Below are 18,507 nucleotides of genomic sequence, written 5' to 3'. Positions count from 1 at the left end.
TTTCAATGTTTCATTATTTTTAAGTATTATATTTTCCCCTGAAGAAAAAGTCAATTTAAATTTTTTGTGAAGTCGCCTGGTATAAATGAGCTGGTTTGTACTACATAGTAAAAAGTGATTGAAAATTAGAAAAAGTGTCCAGAATGCTAATAGAATATGTAAAAGGGAGAAATGATCATGATCCAGGTAAAAGTATTTGATTATGAGCATGAAAAAGATTTGGAGAAGGATATGAATAAATTTCTGAAGTCGGTGGATGAAAACAGTATCGTCGATATCAAATATCATGTCGCGGCGATGCCGGAAGATGAGGATGACGAGCAGATTTACTGTTTTTCAGCAATGATTGTTTATAAGAAATGATTCAGCTTAATGGTGAAGCTTCAACACGTTAAAGCGCTAAGAGGGACTGTCCCTCTTAGCGCTTTAGTGTGATAAAGTGTTTTGCTTTTTAGTGTTGTTCCAGGGCACTCAATGCGGCGTTTACGCCTGCGAGTCTTCCGGTGACGAGGGCGGAAGTGATGTTGTATCCGCCAGTGTATCCGTGAATATCGAGGACTTCTCCGCAGAAGAAGAGCCCGTCCATTTTTTTGGAAGCCATTGTTTTGGGCTGGATTTCTTTGACTGAAACCCCGCCGCCTGTTACGAAGGCTTTCTCAATGGAAAAGGTGCCGTTTACGGTGAAGGTAAAACCTTTGGCTAAGCGGGCAAACTCCCTTATTTTTTCGCCTGGGAGAGTAATTCCTTTTTGGTCCGGATCAATCTCGGCACGCTCTAATAGAAACAAAAGATACCGTTCAGGCAATAAGCCTTTCAGGATGTTTTTGACTGCTTTCTTCTCATCTTCTTTTTTGATAAGCGAATTCAATTCCTGGAACAGCATCTCCTCGTTTTTCTCCGGAATGCTGTCGATGTGCATGGTAACATGTGTCAGGTTCCACTTTTTCATAGCCTTGACGACGTACTGGCTGCATCTGAGAACGGCAGGGCCGGAAATGCCCAGATGCGTAAAGATCATGTCCATCTTATGGGTGATCAGCGGTTTTCCTTTTGGGTTTAATACGCTTAGCGCCACATCACGTAAAGACAATCCCTGCAATTCACGTTCTTTGATGAAAGGTTCATCAGAAGTTAACGGAACTTCGGTAGGGAATAAATCCGTGATAGTATGTCCGGCTTCCTCTGCCCATGCATATCCGTCACCTGTTGAGCCGGTATGGGGAACGGATTTTCCACCTACCGCAATGATGACAGAATCGGAAGAAAAGGTTTCCCCGGTTTCCAGCGTCACTCCGGCTGTCCTGCCGCCCTCATAGTTCACTTTTCTCACCGGGGAATTTGTCCGGATATCAACACCAAGGTCGCTCATACGATTCAACAGTGCGTCCACAACGGACTGTGCCTTATTTGAAACGGGGAACATTCTCCCGTGGTCTTCTTCTTTCAGCTCAATTCCCAGTTTTTCAAAGAATGCAATGATATCTTCATTATTGAACTCCGAGAAGGCACTGTAAAGGAAGCGTCCGTTTCCTGGGATATGTTTGATGATTTCATCAATGGGGAGCCTGTTTGTGACATTGCAGCGGCCCCCGCCTGAAATAGCGAGTTTTCTTCCCAGTTTATTTCCTTTATCTATCAGGAGGACTTTCCCGCCGTTTTCTCCTGCGGCGATGGAAGCCATCAGACCCGATGGCCCTCCTCCGATTACGATTACATCATAGTTTTTCAATAGATCCACCAACTTTCAAGCTTTCACCGCTAATTTTAATGGTATTTGCCATAGATTACAAACTATTCCCCGATAGCTTTCTAGTTGTGTTTCAGAAGTCTGAATAGTAAACTACGTATAGTGTGAAATTAGAAGTTTCGGAAGGGAATTTTTATGTCATCGACTTTAATTAGAGGTACGTTTATTTTAACGCTCGGCGTATTTATTTCAAAGTTTCTCGGTCTTTTTTTTGTTATACCGTTTTACGCTTTACTGGGCAATGAAGTTGAACCGACTTCCTTGTATTCATACGGATATGTTCCTTACACGATCTTTTTGACCATTGCGACTGCGGGTGTTCCGCTCGCTGTGTCAAAGTTCATTTCAAAATATAATTCGCTGCAGGAATACAGCGTCGGCAGGAAATTGTTTAAATCCGGCTTGGTGTTGATGACCCTGACCGGTATCGTTTCATTCCTGATTATGTATGCCTTTGCACCATTCTTTGCGAAGGTCACAATCCCGAGTGATGAGCAGGTCATCACGGTTGCGCAGGTCACAACGGTTATCAGGGCTGTCAGCTTTGCCTTGATCATCATTCCGTTCATGAGTTTGATCAGGGGATTTTTCCAGGGACACAACTCCATGGGACCAACAGCTGTATCACAGGTCATTGAACAGATTGTCCGGATTGTGTTCCTGCTGGTTGGTGTTTATGTCGTTCTTTATGTCATCAAGGGCGAAATGACAACTGCCATCAGCGTCGCTACTTTCGGTGCATTTGTCGGAGGGGTTGCAAGTCTTGCCTCCTTGATTTGGTATTGGTTCAAGAGGAAGCCGCATTTCGATAAGCTGCTGGAAGAGGATAAAGGAACAGTTGATATCTCATTGGTCGAAATTTATAAAGAAATCATTGCTTATTCGATTCCGTTTATCTTTGTCGGAATTGCGAATCCTCTGTTTCAGTTAGTCGATCAGGTGACATTCAACAGGGCGATGGGCGCAATCGGAAATGCCGATATTGCGGATACAGCTTTTGGGGTCCTGAACTTTGCAGCCCATAAGCTTGTCATCATCCCGGTTTCGTTGGCGACTGCTTTCTCGATGTCCTTGCTTCCTTTGATTACGTCCGCTTATACGCAGAATGAATATGGGAAGATGAACCGCCAGCTGGACCAGACATTCCAGATTCTTTTATTTTTAACCGTTCCTGCTGCCTTTGGGATTTCCTTGCTGGCTGAACCTACCTACACTTTATTCTACAGTCATAGCGACCTTGGGACAGAAGTATTGAGAACGTATGCCCCTGTCGCGATTTTGTTTGCATTATTTGCGGTCACAGCAGCGATCCTGCAGGGAATCGATAAGCAGAAGTATACTATTCTCAGCTTGCTTGTCGGTTTGCTGTTGAAACTGGCCCTGAACATCCCGCTGATTAAATTGATGGAAACCCAAGGTGCCATCCTTGCTACAACACTGGGGTACCTGGCTGCAGTCATCATCAATCTTGTGGTGATTAAGGTTTATGGAAACTATCAGTACAATTCCGTATTCAGAAGAACCTTGCTGATTCTGATGTTCAATGTTGTAATGGGCGTCGCTGTCATCATTCTGTACGGGATCCTGACTCAATTCCTTGACCCGTCAGCCAAGATGCAGGCCATTGTCCTCGTCGCTGTATGCGGTCTTGCGGGCGCCGGTATCTATTTCTACTTAAGCTTCAGGTCAAGGCTTGCCGACAGGCTGTTCGGTGAACGGGCTGCCAAGGTGAGAAGAAAGTTAAGGCTTGGAGAGTAGCAATTCCTTTTATAGAAATCAATAGTAGAGGTAAAATAAAAAGAGGTGGACTTTGTTGAAAAGTCACCTCTTCATTTTTGATAAAGGCTATGCTGCTAGTAACCGAGCTGCCGCTGGATTCTTTCAACCTGGCGCTCCAAGCGGTCTACACGGCGGTCAAGCCGCTGATACTGCCTTTCCAGACGGTCCAATCTAGTTTCAAAAGAACCGTAACCTCCGCCATAGCCGCCATCGTAGCCCCCGCCGTAACCCGGGGTCTGCGGAAATTGCGGAAGCGGAAGGAAAAGCCCGCCCTGTCCTTGTTGTCTATGATACATAAGTGCACACCTCGCAGTATTTATATATTCACTACAGCCTATGCGAAAAGCTCGAAAGGGTATAGGCAAACACCTAAAAGAATGGGAAGTGACTAAGAATTGAGAATCGATAAATTATTATCCAATATGGGATATGGAAGCAGAAAAGAAGTGAAAAAACATTTAAAAGGCGGAGGGACGCTCGTAAATGGGGAAGTGGTCAAAGATCCAAAGTTCCATGTTGACCCGGAACAAGACACCGTTACGGTTCATGGGGAAGAAGTTGTCTATAAAGAGTTTGTTTATTTGATGATGAACAAACCGCCGGGAGTCCTGTCCGCTACGGAAGATGCAGAAGGCGAGACCGTCATTGATCTCCTTGAATTGGAAGATCAAATTTTCAATCCATTCCCGGTCGGAAGACTTGATAAAGATACAGAAGGATTACTGTTGATCACGAATGACGGCCAGCTTTCTCATCAGCTCCTATCTCCTAAAAAACATGTTCCGAAAACTTACTTTGCCGTGATAGATGGAGAGGTAACAGAAGAAGATATCAAAGCTTTTGCTGATGGTGTTACACTGGATGACGGGTATGAAACAAAACCGGGTGAACTTGAGATCATCTCTTCAGGATTAAGATCGGAAATCAACCTTACAATCACTGAAGGAAAATTCCATCAAGTGAAAAGGATGTTCGAGGCAGTAGGCAAGCGGGTCGTTTATCTCAAAAGAATGTCCATGGGGCCGCTGCCGCTGGACGAAACGCTTGAGCTTGGAGAGTATCGGGAATTGACAGAAGAAGAAGTTGAGGAATTAAAAAACTATAAGATTGAATAAGAGTTTGATGATTAATTGCTGAAAAAGAGCTGGTGCAGAAGGCATCAGCTCTTTTTGGTGTTTATACTCAATTATCGCTTCCAGTTTCAGCTATGTAGCTAGGAGGTCATCTTAACCTTCTTTTCCGTCGTTGTCCACTGGCCCCGGCAAGGACTTTCTACCAAGTCATTGTAAGCCAAAACATTCAGATCTCTTTGAATGGTGCGCGGAGTAATGCAGAACTCATCTACAAGGTCCTGTGTTGTGACAGTACCATTCTTTTTGATGAAAATGTAGATTGATTTGATTCGAGTCAGCATTCGATTTGTTGAAGGTTTCAAAAAACCACTCCCTCATCTTTTTTCCCAAAGGCCAGCCTGCATATCAGCTTTAAGAGTTTTTCTCATCAAGGAAATTTATCCGTTTGAGACAGCTCCTTTTCATTTGGTTTTCATAGATGCCGGAACAACTTCTATTTTACTCCTCTTCTACCCTGATTTCTAGAAAAATGTCCAAATTTACTAAAAATTAAATAATTCTTAAAGCCATTGATACATTTATTATATGTAAATAATAGAAAAAAATTAAAAAAATCAGAACTTTTTTTCCGATAATCCGTACTTATCTTATGGAGGGGAAAATATGAAAATTCTAAATGTAGATATAAAAAAGGGCGGGTATGAAGCTGGGAAAACAATGATACATACTATATCTTTTGCGATTTCTTCCGGAAAAATTTTGGGGATGATCGGTTCCAATGGAGCTGGAAAAAGCACAACCATCAAAGGGATGATGGGGCTTCTGCCGTTCATGGAAGGCAGATCGGATATTGAGGAAGGAGTCTCTTATTCTTATATTCCGGAAAGGCCGGTTTATTATGATGAGCTTACCCTTTGGGAACATATTGAATTTGTGGGCAGTGTAGAAAATATCCCACAGGCGATTTATAAAAAGAGAGGGGAGGAACTTCTTAAGAAGTACCGGTTGATTGATCATGCTCACCAGTTTCCATCTACCTTTTCAAAAGGGATGCAGCAAAAAGGAATGATTGTCCTGGCACTGTTGACAGAACCTGAACTTTTGATCATTGATGAACCGTTCATAGGACTTGACCCGAATGCAACCAAATTGATGCTGAAGTCTTTGGAAGAAGAAAGAGCCAGAGGGGCAGGCATTTTAATGTGTACACATGTCCTGGATACGGCCCAAAGGGTTTGTGATGAATTTGTGGTCATCAACCAGGGGACGATGCTTGCATCGGGCACCCTTGAAGAAGTTTTAAAAGAATGCGGGACAGAGGGAGGAAGTCTCTATGACTGTATCCCGGACGAGGAGGGGGAGGAACTTGAGTAGTTTCAAACTTTTCTTCAAGAGATTCCGAAATAACTTCCTGTTTCAATACAATGTAATCAAATCTGTCGCAGACTGGACCGTCATGCTTTATATCATTATTCCCACCGTTGTCATAGGTGGGATGATTTATCGTTCCTGGTGGATCGAAATCCCGGAGTGGGCTGTGTCCATTCCATTTGAACTATTCTTTCTGATTCCTTTTCTCTACATCCTTACCGGGTATTTTCGAACTTATATTCTTGGGGCTGATCAGGTGTTTTTGGTCAAGCATTACAAGGTATTTCTGGGATTGAAAAAATGGGGTGTAAGCAGCACATACGGCATGACTTTGATTTTGACAGCTGGGATCGGTGTGCTTATAGCTCCTTTTTGGCTGCAGCATTACAACACCGGGCTGTTTGTCCTCCTCATCTATTTATTGTTTCTTCTATCATCAAAATGGAGCCACATGGCCATAAAAGGAAAATTGGCCCGTTTACAGAAGGGCTGGAGGAGAACACTTCTATTTTATTTGACAATCATTGTGCAGTTACAACTTTGGGGTGCTGCTTATCAATTCATATATCATAGACAGTATATTATTCTTGCTGCCGAAATTATCGTTTTGATGACTGCCTCTTTTGTTATGAATCGCAGAAGGATACACAGTAAGAATTCCATCCAAAGAGATTTACGGATTGAAGGGGACTTGAAGGTGAAGTGGATTTCCCTTATCTTCATGTTTTCGTATCAGGTTGAAAAAGAACTTGTTTCTTCAGAACGAACCAGACCCAGACTTTTCAGCAAATCTCAGGTCGTTTTTAAAAGGAGGACGCCTTTCTTTGGTTATCTGGAATTATTCACTAAAGCCCTTATCCGAAACTTCACGTATAGTACAACCTACTTTCAATCGATAGGAGCTCTGACCTTCTCGCAAGTGGTCCTGCCCCCTCTATGGCTCAAACTCGGGGCTGCAGGATTGGTGGCCCTTTCGATTCTTGCCTGGAATGAGTGGGTCTGGACCAAGCTTATCTCTAAGCATCCTATCGGAAACAAGTACAGCAGCAAAACAGAATTGTTGAAAGCTCAAACAGCAACACGGATTGCCGCTTTCATTCCGTATTTCTGCATCATAGCCTTCACGCTGCTGCGTTATCTTGGTGTTTTTTCTTAATGACCTGGAAGGAAACGGTCCCCATCCAATTGTGAAGTTGTGAGGATTTGCATGAGGGCGTAGAACGTATAGAATAGAGAGTAGTCAAACATATAGATAAAGGAGACTTAAGAATGAATATTAACTGGATGGAAGAAGTAGAAAAACGGAGAGATGATCTTCTGCAAGATTTGCAAAAGTTCCTGCAAATCAAAAGTATCCTTGATGAAGACAATACGACAGAAGAGGCTCCGCTTGGAGAGGGAGTCAAAGAAGCACTTACATATTTATTGAACCTTGGAGAAAAAGATGGCTTTAAAGCCAAAAATGTCGACCACCTTGCAGGACATCTTGAATTTGGCCAGGGAGAAGAGCTGCTGGGGATACTTTGCCATGTCGATGTTGTTCCGGAGGGGGACGGCTGGAGTGTCGACCCGTTTGGCGGAGAAATCAAAGATGGCAAGATTTTTGCAAGAGGAGCCATGGACGATAAAGGGCCGACTATAGCCGCCTATTATGCCATGAAAATAGTGAAGGAATTAGGAATCCCGCTTGATAAGCGTGTCCGCATGATCATCGGGACAGATGAAGAAAGTGACTGGCGCTGCGTCGAGCATTATTTCAAAGTGGAAGAGATGCCGGCCATGGGGTTTGCACCTGACGCGGATTTCCCCATCATTTATGCCGAAAAAGGGATTGCCGATTATGACCTTGTGATGGGGGCGCCATCTGATAACCAGGACACGGGCATCACAGTGATGAATTTCGAATCCGGCAGACGCTATAATATGGTTCCCGACTTTGCAAAAGTGAAGATTGCGGTTTCAGCAGACCATTCAACGCTTATACAGGATTATGATGCATTCATGGAAAAGCAAAGCCTGACCGGGAAGTACTACATGGAGAATGGGGACCTTTTCCTTGAGCTTGAAGGCGTTTCAGCACATGGGATGGAACCGGATAATGGAAAAAATGCAGGATTGCTGCTTGCAGACTTTTTAAGCACTGCGAGGATTGATTCAGCTTCCAAGAAGTACTTTTCCTTTATCAAAAATTATCTCTGCGGTGATTCAAGAGGGAAGAATTTTGGAATCAATTATGAAGACGACATTACTGGACCGCTGACCATCAATGTCGGCAAGCTTCGATATGACCACCAAGAAGGCGGTTCACTTGGATTGAATATGAGATATCCTGTTACATTTGAGCTTAATGGTGCAAAAGATAAATTGAATGAGCTTGTGAGCCAGCATGGTTTCTCAATTGAAAACTTCTCTGACTCCAAACCGCATCATGTGGATAAAGATCATGTATTAGTAAAAACCCTGCAAAAGGTTTATGAAGAGCAGACGGGTGATAAAGGGGAACTATTAAGCATTGGCGGCGGAACATATGCCCGTTCGCTGGAGTCGGGAGTGGCATTCGGTCCGTTGTTCCCTGGAAGAGCGGATGTTGCCCATCAGAAGGATGAGCACATGTTTGTCGAAGACCTCCTGAAAGCAACGGCAATCTATGCACAGGCGATTGCGGAGCTTGCAAAAAAATAGTTTCTGAAAGGGAGAGAAGAAATTGAATTATGTTATTCTAAACGGCCAGATCCTGGAGCGGAATGAAGCAAAAGTCGATATTGAAGACAGAGGTTACCAATTCGGAGATGGTATATACGAAGTTATCCGTGTATACAACGGAACTTTTTTTACGGCTGACGAACATCTCACCAGATTATTTGAAAGTGCTGAAAAAATCGGTATGACCCTTCCCTGCACCTTTGAGGAGCTGAAGAACCTGTTAGCCTCTTTGGTCCAGCGCAACAAGGTTAATGATGGCATCATTTATCTTCAATTTTCCCGCGGGGTGGCAGCCCGGCAGCATCATTACCCTGATAAGAATGTGGAACCGGCGTTCACAGCTTATACTAAGGAAATGCCAAGGCCGAAAGATAAGCTGGAAAATGGTGTGCAAGCCAAGCTCGTTGAAGACGTCCGCTGGCTTAGATGTGATATCAAAAGCCTCAATCTGCTGGGCAACATCATGGCAAAGCAGGAGGCAGCTGAGGCAGGCTGTTTTGAAGCCATTCTTCATAGGGGAGACAAGGTTACAGAGGGATCCTCTTCAAATATGTTTATTGTAAAAGATGGTACGATCAAGACCCACCCTGCAACCAATTTGATCCTGAACGGAATTACCCGCAGAGTGATCCTGGATATATGTAAAGAACAAAATATTCCGGTACAAGAAGAAGAATTCACGGTAGAAGAACTTCTCTCCGCTGATGAAATCTTCCTTGCGAGCACAACTTCAGAAGTAATGCCGATTGTTAAAGTAACAGGGGGAGAGTTTGAAGCAGGTGAGCCGGGAGAGATTACGAAAAAATTGCAAGCCGTGTTTGAGAAAAAAATAACGCAGCAGTGCGGTTAAATAATATGAAGATAAACAGCCTTCAGTCAAGAGGCTGTTTATTTTTATTGAAATGGAAACCGCTGAAATATCTTATTGCCTAAATTTTTCAGATTTGTAATAATTGGTAGGGTTGCTCATCAAGTTAACAGGCATCCATCACTTGGACAAAGCGGGGGAACCTTATGGATAAGGTATTACATGATATAGCCAATTACATTGGCAGGGCAGATAAAAGGATCATTATTGGAATTTCGGGCCACGGTGCATCAGGAAAAACAACATTTGCTCAAAACCTTTCAAAACTCTTAGGCAGCGAAAATGTGAATTACATTAATACAGATACATACATAATTGGTTCTAATCTGAGACAGTACACGACGATTCATTATGAATATATGAACGAACATCATCAGGATAAAATGACAGCCTGCCATCCTGCCGCTCATACTATTTATGCATTAGAGAGAGACGTGCGGATGCTGAGGGAAGGGTTTGACCTTTATACGATTGGGACAAATTTTACAAAGAGTGTGTTCGTCTCTTCCCAGAATAAGATAAACATTGTGGAAGGGATGACTGTCGCTTTTACCAATCCAGATCTCTATGACTTAAAGATTTATTTCTATACAGACGGAGAAACCGAACTGGTGAGAAGAAGCGTGCGTGATGTTTCCGGGAGAGGGACAGATATCAATTACTTAAGGAAATCTCATGACCAGCGCAGAATTCAATACGAGTTATTCATGCATCCTTATCATAGTGATTTCGATATAGTCATCAAGAATTCGAATGAGGGCTATGAGGTTGAAAAAGATGAAATATTGAATTTAAAATAACGGAATACCTTGTTTAAAAGACTCGCCAGAAGGCGAGTCTTTTGCTGTCTATTCATTTAGAAGGTGGATAATCTTTTTTTGAAATTCCACTGCTTCAAATGAAATTTCTTTATTCTTGTTATAGATGACCCAAAAATAATTGAGGATCTTGCCTGGATTCATAAAGGGGATGATTGACAGATTCCCTTTTTTGACATCAGGGTGGTTTTTAAAGGTAAAGTTATACACCAGGGAGGAAGCATGTCCATCCAAAAGGGCGCTTTTCAACACTTCAAGATTATTGGTCGTAAAAAGAAGGGAAGCATTCGGCAGATATTGATTGTTGAATTCGTTGGAACGCTTCGAGCTGTACATGACCATCTTTTCTTCTTTTAGATCCTCTAAAGTTACAAAATCTTTTAGGTAAAGGGGAGAGTGTTTTCCTGCACAAACACAAGCATATCCTGTGTACATTAATTTATAATCAATGAAATCACTGATATTAAGGCCATTTAACTCTTCCTCGCTAAAAGGCGAGAAAGCCAGGTCTATTTCTCCATGGATGAGTTTATTCAAAATCTCCTCTTGATCCAGCTCTATTATTTCTACTTTGACATTTCTGTGTTCTTTGTGAAAAAGCAGGAAAGCATCATAAACAATATAGGTTATGGAAGGAGAACACCCTATCTTCAGGAATTTTTCTTCCTGGTTAATAGAGAGCTCTTTATACATTTTTTCAACGTTGGAAAGGATTTCATTTCCTCTGTTTATAATTTTTTTTCCCTCTGAAGTCGGAACGGTACCTTTTCTGGACCTGGAAAAGATCGTCACTCCTAATTCCTTCTCCAATTGCGAAATAGATTGACTTAAAGCTGAAGGGGATAAGTGCAGACGTTCAGCAGCTTTTGTAATCGACCCTTCTTTGCTTACTTCCAGGACATATTTGATTTGTTCAAAGTTCACAGTAGAATGACATCTCCTTCAAAATGATTAAGTAGAACTTAAACAAAGTTTAGTATGATTAAATTTACATTAATATTAACACGTTTTATAATCTTTAGGAGTATTGAATTTACAAATTCTGTTTAATGGACTCTGGAGGAGATCTTTTTGAGAGAGTGTGAAATTCATAAACGTATCGAAGAAACCAGGTCACGGCTGTTCAGGTCCGCTTCACAAAATGGGATGAATAGTGAAACGACGATTAAGATAAGCCAGGAGCTTGATATTCTTATAAATTATATTCAGAGAAAACAAATCACTAAAGGACAGATGGAGTGTTGAGATAAGGGAATCAATAAAGAAACACGGCTCCTGTAAGCCGTGTTCCACCAAGTTTTAATGTATTTTTCCATTTTTGTCTACATAGATGGATCTTACAATCGTTCTTTCAAACTTGTTTCCTGCTGCAGTCTGCCCGCTGACGTCCAGAGTGATTGTATAAACACCTTCTTCTTTATAGGTGAATGGCACTTTCCCTTTAGTGGTCATTTTCATAAGGGATTGTTTTTTCTTTTTGCCATCTTTATTGATGTTGATGTTAACTTGCAAATCTTTTACCTTGTTCCCCTTGTTTTTCACTTCAAGCGTTGTGTCGTCAAGGACGATTTCTTCATTAATGTCGGAATGGAAGCCGGCTGTCATCAGGTAAGCTGCCTTGTTCATTTTCGCTGTCACCGTCCATTGTCCTGCTTCAGGGTTTGGTATTTGAAAGCTGTGATGGTGTCCGCCTTTGAAAATCCCGTCATCTAATGAATGGAGGAAGTGGTCGTACACAGTGCCTGAAGGACTAATTATCTCTATATCTTTAGTCTTTTTATCACTCAGCCAGTCCAGGTCAAGCTTTGCCACATTTTCTTCCACCTGAAAGGTTTCCCGTGCTGTTTTTTCAAATTGTCCTCCTCGGTGAAGAGTGCTGATTGCTGCCTCTATTTCAGTTGAAGACAAAGGAGGGGACTCTTCTGATGCAAGGGTGGCAAATTGCTGCACACCGGTCGTCAAATAAGGACGGAAGTATTGAAAGGTTTCTCCTTCACGAACAGTGGTATGATTCCACTTTCCGACGCGGACCTCCGTACTGTAGGGAAGGCGGGAACTTGCCACTGTAACGGCTCCATCATTTGAACCATAGGAGCTTAAGTATAATCCACCCCAGTAAAGAGAGGATCCAAAGCTTCCCCAGCTGGTTCCGGCTAAGGTATAAACTGGATTTTTCAAACGATTGCTATGTGAATCAATCTGGGTGCGGTAGTTCTTCATGTAACCTGTCTGAAGTGAATAGGTAGCATCATTCTTGCTTCCTAAGATACTTGCAAGCCATCCGGCCCAGCTGCTGTAGGCAAGATCGGCAAGCTGCGATCCGTAATGTGGAGTTGATAGAGTAATAAGGTTCGAGACATAAGGGTATGCATTGTATTCGACCAATGCATTCTGGGAATCAATCCCGCCTTTGCTGTGAGCAACTATGACGATCTTTTTCTGCCCAAAATAATTATAAATATCGTGAAGCCTTTCCTTGATAATCGCTCCGTTTTCCCGCATGTCCCTGTCTGGATGAACATCGATAAATGCTGTTTGATATCCATTATTGTAGGCAGTCTGATACATATTATTGTTTTCCCACCAAGTCTTCGATGAACTGTTGATTCCGTGAACAAAGACAAGTACCGGCTTATTCGGATCAATATAACCAGGGGCATCACCGCTGTACCATTGCCCGGGGACACCGCCTGGATCATCTTTTCCGCCTATCGTTCCGGCATGGGCGCTGACTGGAAGAAACAAAAACAATACTAACAACATCAATCCCAACCTTTTCATATTCCCACTCCATTTCGTTCGAAATAGGGGAAGTTCTCCCCATTTATCCTATCTGAAAACAGGTGCTATTCAGAAGCATTTTTTGGAAAATGAGCATATGGACATAGGGAAGGCAGGAAAAAGGATGGATTAAACAGAAAAAAGGCTCAGAAACCGTTGAAAAACAGTTTACCAAGCCTTTTGGTATTACTTGATTAAGCTTTCCTTGATATCTTCAAGCATCTTTGTATTGGCGATTGGTCCAGTATATAACCAGCTGGAGTCATCTGCAGCATATTCGTAGATATTGCCGTTCTTCACCGCAGGGATGTTCTGCCAGATATCATCCTGAAGTGCATCAGCCCCATTTCCATCACTGTTGATGAGGAAGATATGATCAGCATCCAGCTCAGCTAACTTCTCCAGGGAGATTTCCGACCAGTTCGCTGTCGAATTATCTGAGATTTCCTGTACCACATTTGGAGGTGTTACGCCAAGATCATTGTATAGTACGTCTCCGCTTGATAATGCATCATTTACGATATAGAAGGTGTTGCCCACCAACCAGATGGCTGCGATGGATTCATCATTGATGGATGCCTTCAGCCCTTCTTTGGTTTCTTCCACTTTTTGATTATATTCTTCTAATACTTTGGCAGCTTCATCTTCTTTTCCGAAGACTTCACCGATTTTTTGAAGTTCTTCTCTCCAATCGTTATTCTGCTCAGTACCTACTACGTAGGTCGGTGCGATTCTGGAGTATTGGTCATATTTGTTTCCTTCTACCATTTCAGCGGAATCCATAATGATCAGGTCCGGTTCAAAGCTGGTAACGGTCTCCAGCGGGAGGTCATATGGAATAGTCGGAACATCAGCCAAAGAATCTTGAAGGTAGCCTTGGACTGTAGCACCGTCCGCGACCGACCATTGAGCAGCTGGAGTGATATCTAACGCAACTAAGTAATCTTCCAAGTAAGAAGCAATAACACTTTGGGGTTCTGCAGGCACTGTAACTTCATGACCCATTGCATCTGTCAAGGTTCTTTCCGTCTCTGCATTTTCGTTCGTGGAATCTGCCTGTCCTTCATTTGTGTCCGCTGCTGAATTGTCATTATTGTTTCCGCAAGCGGTAACTGTCAGGAACAGTGCAAGCATCAGGGATGTTATGTACATGGATTTTTTCTTCATCTTTCTTTCCTCCTATGATAAAAAGCTATTCTGTTAAGCTATAAAGATGATAACAATTCTCATTATCAATTACAAGAGGGAATTGAAAATATTTTTTGCAATATTGTTAAAAGAAGGCGCAGCCTGCAATGCATGAGATTGCCCTTCTATCTTTTGTATAATATAATGAAAATTATTCTCATTTATTTTTATGTTTTTACGATAATAATCAGATAGTTTGGTAGGAGGGTTTTTTTCATGTCCAGCCAGTCTTCGGCAGATCATCTGCCCCCTAAAAAGGACTTGCGGTCTGCAGCAATGATTCCGCTTTTATTACTGGCAGGCGGTTCGATAGCGCTTGTATTCACTATGGGTTTATCCATTATATATGGAGCTTCTGACATTGATTTGGCAACTATTTGGCTTAGCCTGACGCAATTTGATGCATCCCTGCCGGCGCATCAGATCATTATGAATCTGAGGATTCCCCGTGCATTGGCAGGCGCATTGATTGGAGCGGCTTTAGCGATGTCGGGTTCAATTATGCAGGGGATGACAAGGAATCCACTTGCCTCACCTTCCATTATGGGGGTGACAGCAGGTGCCATGTTCATGATGGCGATTGCCTTGGCCATGATGCCATCAGCATCCAATCTAACATTAATGCTGTGGGCGTTTCTAGGTGCGGGTCTCGGAACCTCGATTGTCTTTCTGGTGGGCTCGGTTTCCAAGTCAGGCCTGACACCAGCAAAACTGGCTCTTGCCGGGACAGCTGTAACAGCTTTATTCACTTCGGTCTCATCTGCGATCACCATTCACTTTAATATAGCGAAGGATATCAGTTTCTGGTACGCAGGCGGATTATCCGGTGTTCAATGGGTGCATATCAAACTCCTTGCTCCTGTTGCTTTGTTTGGAATAATCCTGGCGCTATTAATAGGAAGGTCGATTTCTGCCCTCAGTCTGGGGGAGGACATGGCGAGGGGCATGGGTCACCGAACACATTTGGTTAAATTCGCCGGGACCATCGTGGTCCTGCTGCTGACCGGTGCTGCAGTGTCTGTGTCGGGTACGATCGGCTTCATTGGATTGGTGATTCCCCACATTACAAGATTTCTTGTAGGAGCGGATTATCGGATCATCATACCATGTTCTGCGGTACTTGGAGGGATCCTGCTCGTTGCTGCTGATACTGTATCACGCATGATCAATCCTCCATTCGAGACGCCTGTTGGCACTGTCACGGCTTTGGTCGGTGTTCCCTTCTTCCTCTACTTGGCACGCAAAGAAGGGAGGAACCTTTGATGTCACCCGATGTAAAGAAAAATTGGAAGCTTTCCATTTTGCTTATTCTTTCAATATTTGCTGTACTTGTTCTGAGCCTGAACATGGGTGTAATGAAAATTTCGCCGATGGAGGTGTTCCAAACCTTTACGGGGAATGGGACTTCCCAAAACAGTATGGTCTTATACCACTTTCGGCTCCCAAGAATGATGATTGCCCTGCTGATTGGGGCTGGGATGGCTGTGTCAGGGGCCATCTTGCAAAGTGTCACACAGAACGAACTGGCGGACCCAGGCATCATTGGGATTAACGCAGGAGCCGGTTTCTCGGTCGTACTTTATATTTATTTCTTCCAAAGCAGTGTAATGGAGGCATCCTCTCTTTCCATCTTCATATTGCCGATTGCATCTCTGGCTGGATCATCCATAGCAGCTGCGCTGATTTATGCGATCTCTTGGAAAAATGGAATTTCCCCGATCAGGCTGATATTGGTCGGTATCGGGATCAATAGTGCCTTTTCTGCATTGATCATGATTTTTCAGTACATGATGGACCCGAAGGATTTTACGAGGGCGACCGTCTGGCTTTCTGGAAACATATCCGGGACGGATTGGTCATATGTTTTGACATTGCTGCCTTGGATCCTGATCTTGATACCGCTGGCAATTATTAAAGCCCGGACATTGAATTCTCTCCATTTGGGGGATGATGTGGCAGCAGGATTGGGAACGCATGTTGAAAGAGAAAGGCGTGTTCTGTTATTCATTGCTGTAGCACTTGCAGGAGCGAGTGTCTCTGTTGGAGGCGGAATTGCATTTCTAGGTCTTGTGGTGCCTCATCTGGCCCGAAAGCTCGCCGGCGCAAGGCACGGAGCAATGCTCCCGGTTTCTGCACTTCTCGGGGCGCTTTTGCTATTAGTGGCCGATACGATCGGTCGTAATATTTTGGCACCTTCAGAGATACCTGTGGGGTTAGTCGTATCTGTTGTCGGCGGTATTTATTTTATTTACTTGTTGATGAAATCGTAGATTAATTTTAGGGAACGGGTACCTTTGCTCGTTCTCTTTTTTCGTTGTTTAAGAAATTATAAAAGTCTTAGAGTGTGATAACAAAGATTGTTATCCAGCACCCAGCACCTCGGGTTACTGATTTAAATTTAAAAAGAGGTGGCTCTAGGGAAGCCCAGGACATCAACAAAGGAGCGAGAGGGAAATGATGCGCCCTAAGAGTGTCTATACTGTCATCAAAAGAGAAACGGGAGGAAAATGGTGTACCCAAAGAGTGTCTATACCGTCATCAAAAGAGGAACGGGAGGAAAATGGTGTACCCAAAGAGTGTCTATACCGTCATCAAAAGAGGAACGGGAGGAAAATGGTGTACCCAAAGAGTGTCTATGCCATCATCAAAAGAGGAACGGGAGGGAAATGATGTATCCAAAGAGTGTCTATGCCATCATCAAAAGAGGAACGGGAGGGAAATGATGTATCCAAAGAGTGTCTATGCCGTCATTAAAAGAGGAGCGAGAGGGAAATGATGTATCCAAAGAGTGTCTATGCCGTCATCAAAAGAGGAGCGAGAGGGAAATGATGCTCCCAAAGGGGGTCTATTCCCTCACCAAAAGAGGAGCGAGTAAACAATGATGCCAGTTAAAACCGGCAGATTTCTCGCTGGAGTTTCCTTGCTCTATCAACGAAAATACAGCTTCTATCAACAATTTTCTCTGGTCTATCAACGAAATTTGAATTCTATTAACAAGATTCACTCCTTTATTAACAACTTTTCCATTTCTATTAACAAGTCCCTTTTTTATATCCGAATAAAAGCTGTTTCTAATACATAAAAAAGCCGGTCCCCATGGGAGGCCGGCATTTGCTTATTTATCTTCATAAGGATCGATCGTTTGAATGGTACCATCTTCGTTATATTTCAATTCCGTGAATTTTACAGAGCGTTTATGATCCACTCCACCTGATAATGAGCAGTCGTGATAGAACAAATACCATTTATCATTGAACTCGACAATGGAGTGGTGCGTTGTCCAGCCGCTTACAGGAGTCAAAATCGTTCCCTTGAACGTGAATGGTCCCTGAGGATTTTCGCTGACGGCATAAACAATTTTATGAGTTGTGCCTGTTGAGTACGACAGGTAGTAAAGTCCATTATACTTATGGACCCATGGGCCTTCAAAATATCTTCGGTCTTCGTCGCCTGCAAGGATTGGATTTTCGTCCTCATCCACAATCGATATTTCCTGAGGTTCATTTTTGAAAGTAAGCATGTCATCGCTTAATTCTGCCACTCTTGGTCCGATGGCAGGGGCTGTTGCCGGTGGTCCTTCCGTCACATCAGCAAGGAAAGTCCCAGTCTGCCATTTTTCCAGCTGGCCTCCCCAAAGTCCTCCGAAGTAAATGTAGGATTTTTCATCCCCATCGACTAATACTGCGGGATCAATGCTGTAGCTTCCCGGTATGTAATCTTCTTGTGGTGTAAAGGGGCCTGCAGGGTTGGAGCTTGTTGCCACACCGATTCTGAAGATACCATCCTTGTCTCTGGCAGGAAAGTATAGATAATACGTATCATTTTTGTATGCAGCATCCGGAGCCCACAGCTGTTCGCTTGCCCATGGAATATCTCTTAGGTGAAGAGCTTCTCCATGATCCACACACGGTGCATTTTCGTCTTCCATTGATAATACATGATAATCTTCCATTGCGTATTGGTCCCCATTGTCGTTAGAAGGACCGTTATGGTCAAGGTCATGAGAAGGGTAAATATAAAGCTTGCCTTCAAAGACATGAGCAGAAGGATCGGCCGTGAAAATATGCGTAACTAAAGGTTCATTTTGTTTTGATTTTGTTCCCATCATAACTCTCCCCATCTGTTAAATTTAAACGCTTACATTTTTAGTATAGCGGAGTTTCTGTACTTTGTATATCG

General features: G+C 43.1%; 19 protein-coding genes and 1 other annotated feature (1 of these 20 running past the window's edge). Of the genes, 12 read left to right on the top strand and 7 right to left on the bottom strand.

The features are described 5' to 3' along the window. Window positions 1–15 (bottom strand) — a binding site (T-box leader); it reaches 186 nt to the left of the window's first position. 162 nt (window positions 16–177) lie between these two features. Next, window positions 178–363, top strand: a complete 186-nt coding sequence (locus tag ACOJQI_RS18340; RefSeq protein WP_421380686.1) for a sporulation protein Cse60 — start codon at window positions 178–180, stop codon at window positions 361–363. Window positions 364–451: 88 nt separating this feature from the next. On the opposite strand, the gene ACOJQI_RS18335 is transcribed toward ACOJQI_RS18340, so the two are convergent. Further along, window positions 452–1,729 (bottom strand): NAD(P)/FAD-dependent oxidoreductase, encoded by a 1,278-nt coding sequence (locus tag ACOJQI_RS18335; RefSeq protein WP_421380683.1) that lies wholly within the window; start codon window positions 1,727–1,729, stop codon window positions 452–454. Window positions 1,730–1,882: 153 nt separating this feature from the next. On the opposite strand from ACOJQI_RS18335, the gene ACOJQI_RS18330 reads away from it, so the two are divergent. After that, complete coding sequence (locus ACOJQI_RS18330; RefSeq protein ID WP_421380680.1) at window positions 1,883–3,505, top strand: putative polysaccharide biosynthesis protein; 1,623 nt, start codon at window positions 1,883–1,885, stop codon at window positions 3,503–3,505. A 95-nt stretch (window positions 3,506–3,600) separates the two neighbouring features. On the opposite strand, the gene ACOJQI_RS18325 is transcribed toward ACOJQI_RS18330, so the two are convergent. Further along, window positions 3,601–3,822 carry a hypothetical protein gene (locus ACOJQI_RS18325; protein WP_421380677.1) on the bottom strand — a complete coding sequence of 74 codons (222 nt, stop codon included), beginning with the start codon at window positions 3,820–3,822 and terminating at the stop codon, window positions 3,601–3,603. Window positions 3,823–3,921: 99 nt separating this feature from the next. On the opposite strand from ACOJQI_RS18325, the gene ACOJQI_RS18320 reads away from it, so the two are divergent. Next, window positions 3,922–4,641, top strand: a complete 720-nt coding sequence (locus tag ACOJQI_RS18320; RefSeq protein WP_421380674.1) for a pseudouridine synthase — start codon at window positions 3,922–3,924, stop codon at window positions 4,639–4,641. A 98-nt stretch (window positions 4,642–4,739) separates the two neighbouring features. On the opposite strand, the gene ACOJQI_RS18315 is transcribed toward ACOJQI_RS18320, so the two are convergent. Continuing rightward, complete coding sequence (locus tag ACOJQI_RS18315; protein ID WP_421380672.1) at window positions 4,740–4,961, bottom strand: DeoR family transcriptional regulator; 222 nt, start codon at window positions 4,959–4,961, stop codon at window positions 4,740–4,742. Between the two features lie 301 nt (window positions 4,962–5,262). On the opposite strand from ACOJQI_RS18315, the gene ACOJQI_RS18310 reads away from it, so the two are divergent. The 5 genes from ACOJQI_RS18310 (at window position 5,263) to ACOJQI_RS18290 (ending at window position 10,341) form a co-directional block, all read left to right on the top strand. Further along, window positions 5,263–5,973: an ABC transporter ATP-binding protein gene (locus ACOJQI_RS18310; protein ID WP_421380669.1), complete on the top strand. Its 711-nt coding sequence runs from the start codon at window positions 5,263–5,265 to the stop codon at window positions 5,971–5,973. Then, on the top strand, window positions 5,966–7,126 hold the full coding sequence (locus tag ACOJQI_RS18305; protein ID WP_421380666.1) for an ABC transporter permease: 1,161 nt from the start codon (window positions 5,966–5,968) through the stop codon (window positions 7,124–7,126). Before ACOJQI_RS18310 ends, ACOJQI_RS18305 begins: the two co-directional genes overlap by 8 nt. Window positions 7,127–7,239: 113 nt before the next feature. Then, entirely contained in the window at window positions 7,240–8,652 is a 1,413-nt protein-coding gene (gene pepV / locus ACOJQI_RS18300; RefSeq protein ID WP_421380663.1) for a dipeptidase PepV, read from the top strand. Between the two features lie 22 nt (window positions 8,653–8,674). Next, window positions 8,675–9,523, top strand: a complete 849-nt coding sequence (gene dat, locus ACOJQI_RS18295) for a D-amino-acid transaminase (protein WP_421380660.1) — start codon at window positions 8,675–8,677, stop codon at window positions 9,521–9,523. Between the two features lie 164 nt (window positions 9,524–9,687). Beyond that, window positions 9,688–10,341: a uridine kinase family protein gene (locus ACOJQI_RS18290; RefSeq protein WP_421380657.1), complete on the top strand. Its 654-nt coding sequence runs from the start codon at window positions 9,688–9,690 to the stop codon at window positions 10,339–10,341. 48 nt (window positions 10,342–10,389) lie between these two features. On the opposite strand, the gene ACOJQI_RS18285 is transcribed toward ACOJQI_RS18290, so the two are convergent. Then, entirely contained in the window at window positions 10,390–11,283 is an 894-nt protein-coding gene (locus tag ACOJQI_RS18285) for a LysR family transcriptional regulator (protein WP_421380654.1), read from the bottom strand. Between the two features lie 147 nt (window positions 11,284–11,430). Here ACOJQI_RS18285 and ACOJQI_RS18280 point away from each other — a divergent pair, with 147 nt between their 5' ends. Then, window positions 11,431–11,604, top strand: coding sequence for an aspartyl-phosphate phosphatase Spo0E family protein (locus ACOJQI_RS18280; RefSeq protein ID WP_421380651.1), 174 nt, complete (start codon window positions 11,431–11,433; stop codon window positions 11,602–11,604). A 54-nt stretch (window positions 11,605–11,658) separates the two neighbouring features. Here ACOJQI_RS18280 and ACOJQI_RS18275 read toward each other — a convergent pair whose 3' ends face one another. Together ACOJQI_RS18275 and ACOJQI_RS18270 are read right to left on the bottom strand one after the other, a co-directional pair. Then, window positions 11,659–13,140: an esterase/lipase family protein gene (locus ACOJQI_RS18275; protein WP_421380648.1), complete on the bottom strand. Its 1,482-nt coding sequence runs from the start codon at window positions 13,138–13,140 to the stop codon at window positions 11,659–11,661. 186 nt (window positions 13,141–13,326) lie between these two features. Next, a complete protein-coding gene (locus ACOJQI_RS18270; RefSeq protein WP_421380645.1) occupies window positions 13,327–14,307 on the bottom strand; it encodes an ABC transporter substrate-binding protein in 981 nt (326 codons plus the stop codon). A gap of 237 nt (window positions 14,308–14,544) precedes the next feature. Here ACOJQI_RS18270 and ACOJQI_RS18265 point away from each other — a divergent pair, with 237 nt between their 5' ends. The 3 genes from ACOJQI_RS18265 (at window position 14,545) to ACOJQI_RS18255 (ending at window position 16,998) form a co-directional block, all read left to right on the top strand. Next, complete coding sequence (locus ACOJQI_RS18265) at window positions 14,545–15,591, top strand: FecCD family ABC transporter permease (protein WP_421380642.1); 1,047 nt, start codon at window positions 14,545–14,547, stop codon at window positions 15,589–15,591. Continuing rightward, complete coding sequence (locus ACOJQI_RS18260; RefSeq protein WP_421380639.1) at window positions 15,591–16,598, top strand: FecCD family ABC transporter permease; 1,008 nt, start codon at window positions 15,591–15,593, stop codon at window positions 16,596–16,598. Before ACOJQI_RS18265 ends, ACOJQI_RS18260 begins: the two co-directional genes overlap by 1 nt. A 184-nt stretch (window positions 16,599–16,782) precedes the next feature. Next, complete coding sequence (locus ACOJQI_RS18255) at window positions 16,783–16,998, top strand: hypothetical protein (RefSeq protein ID WP_421380637.1); 216 nt, start codon at window positions 16,783–16,785, stop codon at window positions 16,996–16,998. Window positions 16,999–17,443: 445 nt separating this feature from the next. Here the strand turns inward: ACOJQI_RS18255 and ACOJQI_RS18250 are convergent, their stop codons facing one another. Continuing rightward, window positions 17,444–18,433, bottom strand: coding sequence for a glycoside hydrolase family 43 protein (locus ACOJQI_RS18250; protein ID WP_421385507.1), 990 nt, complete (start codon window positions 18,431–18,433; stop codon window positions 17,444–17,446). Between the last annotated feature and the right edge of the window lie 74 nt (window positions 18,434–18,507).

Origin of the sequence: Bacillus salacetis (assembly GCF_049177075.1) — a bacterium.
In the GTDB taxonomy this organism is placed as follows: Bacteria; Bacillota; Bacilli; order Bacillales; family Bacillaceae_B; genus Rossellomorea; species Rossellomorea salacetis_A.
This window is presented reverse-complemented; position numbering and strand designations above follow the sequence as displayed.